This window comes from Cobetia sp. L2A1 (assembly GCF_009796845.1).
In the GTDB taxonomy this organism is placed as follows: Bacteria; Pseudomonadota; Gammaproteobacteria; order Pseudomonadales; family Halomonadaceae; genus Cobetia.
In genome coordinates, this window is sequence record NZ_CP047025.1 from 3,558,163 (window position 1) to 3,571,823 (window position 13,661).

General features: G+C 57.1%; 10 protein-coding genes. 4 read left to right on the forward strand and 6 right to left on the reverse strand.

Annotated elements, in window-relative coordinates:
* The first annotated feature begins 705 nt into the window (after nt 1-705).
* The 3 genes from GQR90_RS15095 to nirD are packed head-to-tail and all read left to right on the forward strand — an operon-like array spanning nt 706 to nt 5,248.
* A complete protein-coding gene (locus GQR90_RS15095; RefSeq protein WP_158774816.1) occupies nt 706-2,190 on the forward strand; it encodes an NAD(P)/FAD-dependent oxidoreductase in 1,485 nt (494 codons plus the stop codon).
* Entirely contained in the window at nt 2,187-4,814 is a 2,628-nt protein-coding gene (gene nirB / locus GQR90_RS15100; protein WP_158774817.1) for a nitrite reductase large subunit NirB, read from the forward strand. The genes GQR90_RS15095 and nirB overlap by 4 nt, the downstream gene beginning before the upstream one ends.
* Nucleotides 4,814-5,248, forward strand: a complete 435-nt coding sequence (gene nirD / locus GQR90_RS15105; RefSeq protein ID WP_158774818.1) for a nitrite reductase small subunit NirD — start codon at nt 4,814-4,816, stop codon at nt 5,246-5,248. Before nirB ends, nirD begins: the two co-directional genes overlap by 1 nt.
* A 366-nt stretch (nt 5,249-5,614) precedes the next feature.
* Here the strand turns inward: nirD and GQR90_RS15110 are convergent, their stop codons facing one another.
* From GQR90_RS15110 to GQR90_RS15135, 6 genes are all read right to left on the reverse strand, one after another.
* Nucleotides 5,615-6,610, reverse strand: a complete 996-nt coding sequence (locus tag GQR90_RS15110; protein ID WP_158774819.1) for a branched-chain amino acid ABC transporter permease — start codon at nt 6,608-6,610, stop codon at nt 5,615-5,617.
* Between the two features lies 1 nt (nt 6,611).
* Nucleotides 6,612-7,499, reverse strand: a complete 888-nt coding sequence (locus tag GQR90_RS15115; RefSeq protein ID WP_158774820.1) for a branched-chain amino acid ABC transporter permease — start codon at nt 7,497-7,499, stop codon at nt 6,612-6,614.
* Between the two features lie 102 nt (nt 7,500-7,601).
* Complete coding sequence (locus GQR90_RS15120; protein WP_158774821.1) at nt 7,602-8,891, reverse strand: ABC transporter substrate-binding protein; 1,290 nt, start codon at nt 8,889-8,891, stop codon at nt 7,602-7,604.
* Between the two features lie 126 nt (nt 8,892-9,017).
* Nucleotides 9,018-9,797, reverse strand: a complete 780-nt coding sequence (locus GQR90_RS15125) for an ABC transporter ATP-binding protein (protein WP_158774822.1) — start codon at nt 9,795-9,797, stop codon at nt 9,018-9,020.
* A complete protein-coding gene (locus GQR90_RS15130; protein ID WP_158774823.1) occupies nt 9,797-10,627 on the reverse strand; it encodes an ABC transporter ATP-binding protein in 831 nt (276 codons plus the stop codon). Before GQR90_RS15130 ends, GQR90_RS15125 begins: the two co-directional genes overlap by 1 nt.
* Before the next feature lie 434 nt (nt 10,628-11,061).
* A complete protein-coding gene (locus GQR90_RS15135; RefSeq protein ID WP_158774824.1) occupies nt 11,062-12,444 on the reverse strand; it encodes an L-serine ammonia-lyase in 1,383 nt (460 codons plus the stop codon).
* A 220-nt stretch (nt 12,445-12,664) separates the two neighbouring features.
* Here GQR90_RS15135 and GQR90_RS15140 point away from each other — a divergent pair, with 220 nt between their 5' ends.
* On the forward strand, nt 12,665-13,636 hold the full coding sequence (locus GQR90_RS15140) for a LysR substrate-binding domain-containing protein (RefSeq protein WP_158774825.1): 972 nt from the start codon (nt 12,665-12,667) through the stop codon (nt 13,634-13,636).
* Nucleotides 13,637-13,661: the final 25 nt, after the last annotated feature.

The window sequence follows — 13,661 nt, forward strand, 5'->3', positions numbered from 1 at the left end:
CATCAACATCACTCCCCGGAGCGTTGCGCCACAAAAAAGGCGCCTGATGACCAAGCACGTAATGTGCGGTCATCAGGCGCCTTTGCCTGCAGCTCACGAAAAGATCGAGCTTAACTACTCACTAATACATACAAGATGTTGGCTGACGTGACCGCCGTTGGCCGAATCAAGCAAGCGTCTTTGCCTGGTTGATCCGCCAGCTACCCCTGTATGCGAATGTCATACCAGACGCAGATAACAGGCCACTTACTGATGTTATTCCACAAGAACAACGCCTTACCCTCACTCAGCGCTCGATATGGTGACACCGATACTATTCGCCATACGTAGAGCGCACCAGCAAAGTGCGCCAGCGCCATTTACTGCACCAGCAGCCCACGGCACCCCCTCTAATGAACACATGCTTTCGATACAATAGCGACGCAACTCAATGATAATGCGTCGATTTAACCTCGACGGCACTAAATTCGCTCCTATCATATCGGGTTGAGTCAATGACGACTCCGGATCGAATGTCTCACCGTGCACTAGTGCTTTCGATTCGACATACCTGATGCAGCGTCCCGCTCTTTCGGCACTGCACCTCGCATATCCAATGCTTAGCCACCGTTTTCAGGCAAAGACGCCTGCACGACGCCGTGATCATCACGACGCCGCGCAGGCGTCTTTTTTTATGTGCAATACGCATCACCGCAAGGAGGCAGCATGCAGCAGCCATCTTTTCCCGATGACTCAGCGGCTATTGCAACATCTTCATTCGATGACGCTATCGCAAGGCTCGTGATCATCGGTCACGGTATGGCCGCGCAGAAGCTGTTAGAGCAACTGGTCGCACTTGCACCTGATGAAAAGCTTCCCTGGCCTGTACTGGTCATCGGCGAAGAACCGCACCTACCGTATAACCGCATCCAGCTATCGCCGTTACTGGCCGGAGATGTCAAGGCAGGCAGCTTGACCAGCCAATCCGACGACTGGTTCACCGGCCATGGGATTACACGCCTCAGCGGCGATTCCGTCGTGCAGATTGATCGAGAAGCTCGCCAGCTAGTGACTACCAATGGATGCCGCCTACCCTACCAGCGGCTCGTCATCGCCACTGGATCACGCCCTGCACTGCCGCTGACCTTGCCGATATCGACACTAACGCGCCCTCGGTCTGCAACAGCCCATGCACCAACAGACTGGCCCGAAGGTTTGATGGGGTTTCGAGAGCTAAAGGATGTCGAGCAGATGCGTCTGGCGTGTAGCGAAGGCGGTCGGGCGCTGGTAATCGGTGGTGGACTTCTGGGGCTAGAAGCTGCGGAAGGGCTACGCAAAGGCGGGCTAGACGTCACTCTTCTTCAGCGTAGCGAGCGATTGATGAACCGCCAGCTGGATGGCATCGCCGCAGGCCTACTGGAGCAGGAACTGACAGGCCGCGGACTCGACATCATCACCAACACTCATCTGGACCAGTGGCTTCAGTCGCCTGATGGCCGCATCACTGGCGTACGCCTTACCAATGGCCGTGAGCTTCAGGCTGATCTGACCGTCGCCGCCACCGGCATTCGTCCCGAGATGTCGCTGGCGCAGACCGCCGGCCTGACATGCCAGCGCGCGATCTGTGTCGATGGCCATCTGCTCACCAGCGATCCCCATATTCACGCGTTGGGGGAGTGTTGCGAAGTCGACGGCGAGACCTTCGGGCTGATCGAACCCATCTGGGCTCAAATAGAGGTACTGGCCCGCCAGCTACTCGAATTACCGACAACACCCTATTGCAATGCCCCACTCGCGACCCGCCTAAAGGTCAGTGGTATCGACCTTTATAGCTGCGGTGAGCTTACGCCAGCCGAGGGGGATGAAGTCCTTGTCTATCAAGATTCCGTTCTCAACGATTATCGCCGCCTATTACTTCGCGACAACTGCTTGATCGGTGTCGTGCTCTACGGCGATGTCAGCGCTGGCAATGCGCTCTTCGAAGCGCTCAAGGCCGCCACACCACTCGCGGACATTCGCGAAGATCTGTTGTTCGCTCCTGAAGAAGCACTAGCGCGGCTTGACGATACGCCTCCCCCTTCGCCCAACGACCCCACGAGTCGTGCACGCAACAAAAGCGCTAACACCAAGCCTGATCCTGGTACCGACATCAACACCGCCCAGCGCGATAGCGCACACATTACACCTGACTCTCTTGAGGAGGCCGCATGAAAAACCTGATCATCATTGGTAACGGCATGGTCGGTCATCACTGCATCGAGCAGCTGATCGAACAAGGCGCCACCGCCCACTATCAGATTCATGTCTTCGGCGAAGAGCGCCACATCGCTTACGACCGCGTGCACCTCTCGGAATACTTCACAGGGCGCGATGCTGAATCACTGGCACTGGGGAGTGCCGAAGACTATGTCGCAAGCGGTATCACGCTGCACCTCGACGAAGTTGTCATCTCAATTGACCGTGATAACGGTGAAGTCGTCACCTCCCGCGGGCGCTATCCCTATGACAGCCTGGTAATGGCCACGGGCTCGACACCCTTTGTACCGCCCATCGAAGGACTTGGGGCCATGGGAAGTGTCGCTGCGGCGAGCAATCGACTGGTCTATCGCACACTGGAGGATCTCGACCAGATTCGCGCTGCAGCCGAAGGGAAGACTCGTGGCGTGGTGGTCGGTGGTGGTCTGCTAGGGCTTGAAGCGGCCAATGCGCTCAAATCGCTCGGACTGGAAGCGCATGTGGTCGAGTTCGCCCCACGACTGATGCCCGTACAGCTGGATGAAGACGGTGGCCAGACATTGAAGCAGCACATCACCGCGTTGGGCGTCGGAGTACATCTCAACCGCGCCACCACTAGCATCGTGCCTGGCAATGACTACAAGTGGCGCATGAACTTCGCCGATGGCGAACACCTGGAGACCGATCTGATCGTGTTCTCTGCCGGTATTCGCCCACAGGATGCTCTGGCGCGTACCGCCAGCCTCGAAATAGGTGAGCGTGGCGGCATCATCATCGATGACGAGTGCCGCACCTCCGACCCCGAAATCTTCGCCATTGGCGAGTGCGCACTATGGCAATCGCGCATCTTTGGCCTGGTAGCACCCGGCTATCAAATGGCACGGGGCGTGGCCTCCTTACTGGCGGCCAGTACCCATGGCGAATCTGACGAGGCGGGAGACAGCTTCTGCTTCCAGGGTGCCGACATGTCGACCAAGCTCAAACTGCTTGGTGTCGATGTTGGCTCCATCGGCGATGCACATGGCCAGACGGAAGGTGCCATCAGTTATCGCTACTGCGATGAAGCAGAAGGCGTCTACCGTCGTCTCGTCGTCTCGAAAGACCGCAAGCAGGTGCTCGGCGCAGTCCTGGTGGGCGATAACTCCCGCTACGACACACTGTTGCAATATGTCAGCAATGCTATCGCGGCACCCAAGGACCCGGCAGCACTCATCCTTCCCGACAGCAGCGGTGAGGCGATTACGCTAGGCGCTGATGCACTGCCAGCAACAGCGACGCTGTGCTCATGTCACAACGTCTCCAAAGGCGACGTCTGTGGTGCCATTGATGCTGGCCACAACGACCTTGGCGCCATCAAGGCCAGCACCAAAGCCAGCACCGGCTGCGGTGGTTGTGCGGCATTGCTCAAGAAGGTCGTCGATGCAGAACTCGAGAGCCGCGGCGTCGAGGTTGATCACTCACTGTGCGAGCACTTCGCCCACACGCGACAGGAACTCTACTCACTCGTGCGCGTCGAGAGTATCGAGACCTTTAGCGAGCTGATGGCCCGCCATGGTCGCCATGCTGGTGCGCTGGGCTGCGAGATCTGCAAGCCGGCAGTGGGCTCCATTCTCGCTTCCTGCTGGAATGCGCCCATTACCGACCCCTCGCATATCCCGCAACAAGATACCAACGATACCTTCATGGCCAATATGCAGAAAAACGGCACCTACTCAGTCGTGCCACGCATTCCCGGTGGTGAGATAACGCCTGACAAGCTGATCGCTATTGGCGACGTTGCCAAACGCTACAACCTCTATACCAAGATCACCGGCGGCCAACGCATCGATCTATTCGGCGCCCAGTTACACGAGCTGCCGGAAATCTGGGGCGAGCTGATCGCGGCCGGCTTCGAAACGGGGCATGCCTACGGAAAATCGACACGGACAGTAAAGTCCTGCATCGGTACCACCTGGTGCCGCTATGGCGTACAGGACAGCATGGCGATGGCCTTGAGATTGGAAGATCGCTACAAGGGCCTGCGTTCACCACACAAGCTCAAGTTCGCCGTATCCGGCTGTACACGTGAATGTGCCGAAGCCCAGAGCAAGGATGTCGGTGTCATTGCGACCGAGAATGGCTGGAATTTATATGTCTGCGGTAACGGCGGCATGCGCCCGCGCCATGCGGAGCTATTCGCGACTGACCTCGACGACGAGACTCTCATCAGCACGATTGATCGCTTCTTGATGTTCTATATCCGCACTGCTGATCGCCTGCAGCGCACGTCGGTATGGCGTGAAGGTCTCGAAGGCGGCCTCGACTATTTGAAAGACGTCATCATCGACGACAGTCTCGGGCTCGGCGACGTGCTGGAGACCCAGATGCAGCTGGTGGTCGAGCGCTACGAGTGCGAATGGGCCAATGCGCTCAAGCATCCTGAAAAGCTCAAGCGCTTCCGCAGCTACGTGAATGATCAACGCCCGGATCCCGACGTGGTCAATATCGTCGAACGCGGGCAGATTCGCCCGGCACCCACAGCATTGATTGCCAGTGATGGTCCTAGTGCCGAGGCTTCTTCTACCAACGCCACTCACCAGCTGGCCACGGAGATACGCTAATGACGACGTCTACACTCACCGCATCGAATGGCACCTCCATGGATAACTCGCACTGGGTCACTCTTTGCCAGCGCGAAGACCTCGTCGAAGGCTCAGGCGTCGCCGCCTGGCATGAGACGTCAGAAGCACAGCAGAGCCAATCTTTTCAGATAGCACTATTTACACTGCCGACCACTGGAGGCGATGCGCCGCAGGTCTTCGCCATCGATCATCGCGATCCTGTCTCGGGGGCCAACGTGATGGCGCGTGGATTGCTGGGTGATCAGTCCGGTGAGCCACTGGTAATATCGCCCCTCTACAAGCAGCGCTATCGATTGAAGGATGGGCAATGCATCGAGGATGCCGCGCTCCGGCTCAAGGTGTGGCCAGTACGCGTTGAGGGAAATGCCGTTCAGGTCGGCTTTGACCAACCAGCCGCAGCGCAGACGGCCTGACATGTCGAACAAACAGCACAGTAATGGTGCAATAACGTGCTGCAACGCACCATGACGCCTCCCGTTACAGCCCAAGCTAGCAGTAGCCATGGTAGTGACGATGAGCATCACTGCCCGTTATTACTCATAAATAGATGATTTTATTTGAATAAACAAGAACATGGCATTGGTAATGCAGTATATTGATCGAGGTGGCTAATGGCGGCTATCTCGCATGGCGTGCTCATTGCTGAGTCGAGGATCTGGGACCGGCGTATCCCCCTCGATATACAATGGCATTTAAGCCCGCCCCTCAAGGGGGCGGGCTTTTTTTATGCGCGCAAGTAAGTCAGCGTTTACCCGCACTTCTCTGAGCTGTTCTCTCTATCACTCGCGTGCTTTGCGTTTCTCAAGCCAGCGCTGGCACTCACCGACGATACCGCTACGGAAGCTCAGCACACAGATCACGAAGATGGCGCCCAGAATGACACTCACCCAGTCACCCAATGCCGACTGAGCCAGCTGATGCTGTAGCCCGATGACCAGCCCGGACCCCACCAGCGGGCCCAAGAGTGTGCCAACACCACCCAACAGCGTCATCAGAATCACTTCCCCTGACATATGCCAACTGGCATCGCCCAGCGAGGCAAGTTGGAAGACCAGTGTCTTGGTCGCACCGGCCAGTCCCGCCAAACCTGCCGAGAGTACGAAAGCCACCAACTTGTAGGCATCGGTGTGGTAGCCCAGTGAGATGGCACGTGGTTCATTCTCACGGATAGCCTTGAGCACCTGCCCGAACGGCGAATGTACCACTCGCCTGATCAGCGCAAAGGCCACCACGAAGATAGCGAACACGAAGTAATAGAGGGTGTGATTATCGGAAAGATCGAATAGCCCGAACAAGTCGCCACGTGGCACGCCATGTAAACCATCCTCACCATGGGTAAAGGGTGCCTGCACAAAGAAGAAGAACATCATCTGTGCCAGTGCCAGCGTCACCATCGCAAAGTAGATACCCTGCCGCCGAATGGCCAGCGCACCGAACAGTGTACCCAGTACCACAGCACCGAACGTCCCTGCCACGATCCCCAGCGCTGGACTCAACCCCGGGTACTCCGCGAGCAGAAAGCCGGTGATGTAAGCACCGGTCGCCAGGAAGGCTGCATGTCCGAAGGACAGTAATCCGACGAAGCCGAGCAGCAGATTGAAGGCACTGGCAAATAGTGCAAAGCATAAAATCTTCATCAAGAAAACGGGATAGGCCACCCATGGTGCCAGCAAGCCGAGCACGAAAAGCACGAGATAGAACGCCCCGATCGGTGTGATACGACGGGCTGTCTTGCCAGCACGTGCGGCATTCTGATCTTGTTCCAGTACTGCCATGTCAGGCCTCCTTTCCGAATAGCCCCGCGGGGCGAAGCATCAGCACCATCACCATCACCACGAAGATCACGGTGTTGGCGGCCTCGGGATAGAACACCTTGGTCAGCCCCTCGATTATCCCCATCGCCAGCCCGGTGAGAATGGCACCGAGAATCGAGCCCATACCGCCGATGACGACGACCGCGAACACCACGATCAGCAGGCTGGAACCCATGGTCGGCGATACCGGGTATAGCGGTGCGGCCAGCACCCCTGCGAAGGCTGCTAACGCTACGCCCAGTCCGTAAGTCAGCGACACCATCAACGGCACATTGATACCGAAAGCCTGTACCAGCTCCGGGTTCTCGGTACCGGCACGCAGATAGGCGCCGAGTCGCGTCCGCTCGATCAAGAACCACACGGCGAAACACACCACCAGCGCTGCCACCAACACCCAGGCACGATAAGTGGGCAGGAACATGAAGCTGAGTTTGAAGCCGCCGCTCAATGCCTCTGGAATGGGGTAACTCGAACCCGAGACACCAAACAGATTGACCAACGTACCTTCAAATATCAGTGCCAACCCAAAGGTCAGCAGCAAACCATAGAGGTGATCCAGATGCTGGATACGCCTCAGCAGCAAGCGCTCCATGACGATACCTAGCGCACCGACTACCAACGGCACGACAATCAAGGCCGCCCAGTAGTTGAGCCCGAGATATTGAGCCCCCAGCAGCGCCGCGAAAGCCCCGAGCATGTATTGCGCGCCGTGGGCAAAATTGATGATGCGCAGCAGGCCAAAGATCACCGCCAACCCAAGGCTCAGCAATGCATAGAAGGCGCCATTGATCAGCCCCAGCATCAACTGCCCGAACAGCACCATCAGAGGTATTCCAAAGATCATGGTCATCCGCCCATTCCTTATCAGCAGGCCTTGCCAGTGTCAGCGCAGCCAACATGGGCCGCTCGCGTGAAAGACCACGAGAGGCCTGCTGGCCATCAGCTCTCCTGATCAGCCTTGGCCCTTGACCAGCGCACACTGGCTATCTGCCAGCGGTCGGTAAGCCTCTTCACCAGGAATGGTGCGCACCACATCATAGACATCCCATTCGCCTTTTGACTCGGACGGCGCCTTCACCTTTACCAGATACATGTCATGTACCATACGGCCATCGGCACGGATGGTGCCGCCCTTGGCGAACATGTCATTGACCGGTGTCTCACCCATCTTCGCGCGCACGGTAGCGGTGTCGTCACTGTCAGTCGCAACAACGGCATTCAGGTAATGCATCGTGCTGGAATAGATACCGGCCTGCACCATGGTTGGCATACGCTCATTCCGCTCGTAATAACGCTGCGACCAGGCACGTGTTTCCTCGTTGAGGTCCCAGTACCAGCCAGTCGTAAGTTGCAGTCCCTGCGCCACATTGAGCCCCAGCGCATGCACGTCGTTCAGGAAGATCAACAGACCCGCCAGCGATTGCCCTGATTGCACCAAGCCGAACTGACTGGCTGTGGTCAGCGCGTTGACGGTATCCGCACCAGCATTGGCCAAACCGACGATCTTGGCGCCAGAGCCCTGTGCCTGAAGGATGTATGAAGAGAAATCGCTGGTCGGGAACGGATGGCGCACCTTGCCGACGATAGTGCCACCATTCTCAGTCACCACCTTTTCCACATCGCTCTCCAACGCATGACCAAAGGCGTAGTCAGCGGTGAGCAGGAACCAGCTATCGCCCCCTTCATCGACAATCGCCTTGGCGGTGCCGTTGGCCAGCGGATAGGTGTCATAGACCCAATGGATGTGATTGGGTGTGCAGTGTTCATTGGTGATACTGGAAGCCGCTGATCCCGAGACGATACCCAGCGTGTCCTGCTCGGCCAGAATTCGCGTGACCGCGATGCTCACCGAGGACGCCACCAGCCCGGCGACCATGTCGATGTTCTGCTGGTCGATCCAGCCATGTACGGTATTGGCTCCCACATCGGCACTGTTGCGATCATCGGCGCTCAATACCTCGATGGGCTTGCCGTTGACACTCCCTCCGAAGTCCTCAACCGCCATTTTCAAGGCATCCAATCCACCGGGGCCGGCCAGATCACGATAGGTGCCTGACATGTCAGCCAGATAACCGATCTTGACCGTATCGTCACTGATATCCGCCTGTGCGATACCCGCCGACAGCAGCGTGCCAACGAGAGCAGCACCTGGTGGAAGTACACGTCTAGCGCGCAAGGCAAGACTGATACGCAGTGATAGTAGTGATGGCTTGTGTGAAGAAGAGCGAGCAGTGGCGTGCATGACATCTCCAGACCGGTCGAACCGGCAATATTGTGATTGTTGTGTTGAGACGTGCGGGGAAAACTTAGCGATCAAGAGGCGGCTATTCAGATAACGACAGTCATGATGAACACACGCACTAGTCGATTAGACGCCCAGCATCCGATGCAGATACTCATGGCGTGCCGGCAATTCTTCGGCGGTGATTTCCTCTTGAATGGTGCCGTGCTCCATCAGATAGTGTCGGTCGGCTAGCGGTGCGGCAAAGCGGAAGTTCTGCTCCACCAGTACGATGGTCATACCCCGCGCCTTGAGCATCATCAGTACCTCACCCAGCTTCTGATTGATGACCGGCGCCAACCCTTCGGTGATCTCATCGAGCAACAACAGATCAGCCCCCGTCCTCAGAATGCGTGCCAGTGCCAACATCTGCTGCTCGCCACCGGATAGACGCGTGCCTTGGCTATTACGGCGTTCATGCAGATTGGGAAACAGCGCGTAAAGCTCCTCAAGAGTCATGCCACGCAAGTCTTCTCCGTTGCCCACTCCTTTTACCATCGGCGGTAGCAGCAGATTTTCCTCGACGGTCAGGCTCGAAAAGATACCGCGCTCTTCGGGACAGAAGCCGACACCAAGATGCGCAATGCGATGCGGGGCTAACCCCATGCTGTCCCGGCCCTTGATCAAAATCTCGCCGCTGCGCCGCCCGACCATATTCATGATCGCGCGCAACGTGCTGCTACGACCGGCACCATTACGCCCGAGCAAGGTGACCAGCTCGCCGCGCCGCACGGTCATGTTGACGCCATGCAGTACGTGAGACTCGCCATACCAGGCATTCAAGTCACGTAGACAGAGCTGTTCGTCACGCACTGGTGACACGGCGGCCCTGGCTGTTGTCGCGGTATCTTCAAGTGCAGTGGTCATCAAGCCTCCTCGTGCTGAGCAGCGGCAGACTCGGACACTTCACTGCCTAGATAGGCTTCGCGTACTTCGGCATTGGCCGACACACTGGCATAGTCGCCTTCTGCCAGTACTCTTCCGCGCGCCAACACACTGATGCGATCACACAGCCGGCTGACCACACTCAGGTTATGCTCCACCATCAATACGGTGCGCCCGCGAGCCGCAACACGAATCAGCTCCACGACACGATCCACGTCTTCCGCTCCCATTCCCTGGGTTGGCTCATCGAGCAGCATCACTGTCGGCTCCAGTGCTAGCGTGGTGGCAAGCTCCAGCGCTCGCTTACGACCATAGGGCAGACTGGCTGTCACACGATTCGCATCCTCGTGCAGCCCCACCTGTTCCAACAACTGCAGTGCGCGCTCGTTCAAGCTGTCGAGGCAACTTTTCGGCTTCCAGAAATGAAACGACGTCCCCAGCGGTCGCTGTAGTGCGACCAGTACATTTTCAAGCACTGTCATCTGACCGAAGACGGCGGAGATCTGGAATGAGCGCACCAATCCCAGCCGCGCGATTTCATGCGAGCGCATGCGGGTGATCGACTTGCCCCGATAGAGAATCTCGCCACGGGTGGCCGGCAGAAAGCGAGTCAGAAGATTGAAGACCGTGGTCTTGCCGGCACCATTAGGACCGATCAGGGCATGGATATGCCCTTCCTGTATCTGCAGATTGACATCATCGACGGCCGTGAAGCCTCGAAAGTCCTTGCTCAACCCCCGGGTCTCGAGGATCGGCACCGTGGTAGAGGCACCGCCGGTCTCGCGAGGTCCCTGTATGGGCGGTGATGGCATGTCGGTACTCCGTCTCTGACCGGCAAGCCGGCAGTGTCTGTGGCGACAAAAGCAGATAGGGGCACAGCACCTACCTCATCGCAGTAGGCGTTGCGCTAAACGCAATTTACGTTAACGTAAACTAGAACATGAGATCTCAGACTGCCACCATCGACAGGAATTACTCGACCAATAGCCGATATATCAGATACTTCTTTCATACTGACAAGTTACCGCGCACCTCAGATGCCAATACTGCTTCCGGTCTGCCATCATGCGTCCTCGACGGCGCAAAAAAAGACGCCTGTTCTGTCACGGAAATCCGGACTGAACAGGCGTCAAAGAGGGTTGCCGAGCACATGATCTCTGGCCAGAGACCACACGATAGCTCCCGAAGGTGGCAAGCCTTCGGGAGATGAAATCAAACTGAAGCGTCTAGCGCTTACTGCATGCGATCAGCACTCGATAGCATTGACTGCAAGGCCTCCCTTGGAGGTTTCCTTGTATTTGTCCTGCATGTCACGACCGGTATCGCGCATGGTACGAATGGCCTTGTCGAGTGAGACGAAGTGATCGCCATCACCATACATCGCCATCTGCGCTGCATTGATCGCCTTCACGGAGGCAATGGCATTACGCTCGATACAGGGAATCTGCACCAATCCACCGATCGGGTCACAGGTCAGGCCGAGGTTATGCTCAAGACCGATTTCAGCGGCATTCTCGACTTGCTCCGGTGACCCCCCCATCAATTCAGCGAGTCCAGCGGCCGCCATCGCGCAGGCCGAACCGACCTCACCCTGACAGCCCACCTCAGCGCCCGAGATAGAGGCGTTTTTCTTGCATAGAATGCCAACGGAAGCTGCGGTGAGCAGGAAGTCGACGACGTCCTCCTCACGAGCATCTTCCTGAAATTTCATGTAATAACTGAGGACAGCGGGAATGATGCCTGCAGCTCCATTGGTCGGCGCAGTGACCATGCGGCCACCCGCAGCATTCTCTTCGTTGACTGCCAACGCGAACAAATTGACCCAATCCATTGCCGAGAATGTCGATGTAATGATCGACTTGCTGGTTTCAACATCCAGCAAGCGGGCATGAAGTCGCTTGGCACGTCGCTTGACGTTGAGACCACCAGGCAAGATTCCCTCATGCGTCAGGCCATTATCGATGCACTCGTTCATCACTTCCCAGATACGCCACAGGCCACGGCGCACCTGCGTCTCACTGCGCAGTGAACATTCGTTGGCCATCATCAGTTCACTGATACGCATCTTGTGCATGCGGCACAGCGCCAGCAGCTCATTGGCAGTATTGAATTCGTACGGCAGGCGAATGCTTTCATCTTCCAGTAGCGGATCGCGCGCAGCCGCTACTTCATCAACGACAAATCCACCGCCTACTGAGTAGTAGACATTGCGATATAACTCATCGCGGTGACCATGAGCGATCAACCGCATGGCATTCGGATGATAGGGCAGCGGCGCATCACTCCACTGCATATCACGCACCCAGACGAAGGGCACCGCAATACGGTTGTCGAGCAGTAGCGTTTGGGATTCCAGCAGTTCCTCGACGCAGGGCTCGATCATGGCCGGATCAATCGTCTCCGGTAGCTCACCCATCAGACCAAGAATGACCGCCTTATCAGTATTGTGGCCAGCACCGGTCGCGGACAGTGAACCATGTAGCTGCACTTCAACACGTGCGACACGTTCGAGAAGATCACGTGCCCTCAGCGTCTCGACAAACTCAGCCGCTGCACGCATCGGCCCGACGGTATGGGAACTAGAAGGGCCGACACCGACCTTGAAGAGATCAAATACGCTGATGGACATGACAACACCTCGTCTCGAAAGCTCGCCGCGTCTCTGCGCCTGCAAGTGGATGAGGTAATCATGATGGGGATGGGGGCAAGGCGACAAACCATAAAAACTGGCCATCGGTTTAGCTCTACTAAACCAAGTGCGATAAAACCGGCGTACACTATGCCGTTAGCGTCATCTATCTTCAGTCATATTCGACTTCAAGTATTCTCAGACAGATCGAGACTCTCTCATGTCCACCACGCCTGGCTTTACAACAGGTCTCACGACACCTAATCCTCGCCATCTGAATGGTCAGACACATTCATGGTTGCAGGTGTTCGCCTGCGCGGCTCGCCATGCCTCCTTCACCCGTGCCGCAGAAGAGCTTCACGTCACTACCGGTGCCGTCAGTCAACAGATAAAACAGCTCGAAGAGCGCCTGGGATTCAAGCTATTCTTGCGCCGCTCACGTGGACTGGAGTTAACGGGGGAAGGCGCACGCCTGGCACGTGTCGTTGAACAATCCTATGGTGCGGTAGGTCTTGAAGTGAAGCGGCTTCGCAGCGGCCTGATGAGTGGCGTACTTCGTTTGCGCTCAGTACCTTCTTTCTTGTCCAAATGGCTGGCACCCCGCCTACCACGTCTACAGGCACGCTTCCCCGATATCGAACTACACGTGCGTGCCGAGGACAGTGATTCGCCATTACGCGAGGGCGATTTCGAGTTAGCAGTTGACCTTAACGATGGCCATTATCCCGGCATGCAGGTCACAGATTTGATGGAGGAGGAAATCTTCCCCGTCTGTCACCCCGGCTTGATGCGCGGTCGCCCACCGTTACGAAGTGCAGCCGATCTGGCCTGGTATCCGTTACTTCATGATGTCACTGCCTGGCGCGGCAGCCATGATCACGCCGAGTGGGAATTCTATCTGGCCAGCATCGGTGCTCCAGAGGTCAACGTTCAGCGTGGCTATACCTTCAACCGCAATCATCTATCGATGGAAGCCGCGATTGCAGGGATGGGTGTCGCCATGGCACGCCGTACGCTCATCACGACGGAATTGACCAGCGGCACACTGATCGCCCCTTTCGGCGAACGGGTATTGACGGGGAAGCGCTATGTCATCGTGCACCCTCATGGCACCCTGGATGATGGCCGCATACAGGCGGTACATGACTGGATTGTCGAGGAAGCTGAACGCGATCGCCTGCGACAATTCTGACAATCAGGGCAATTCAATCCAGAGC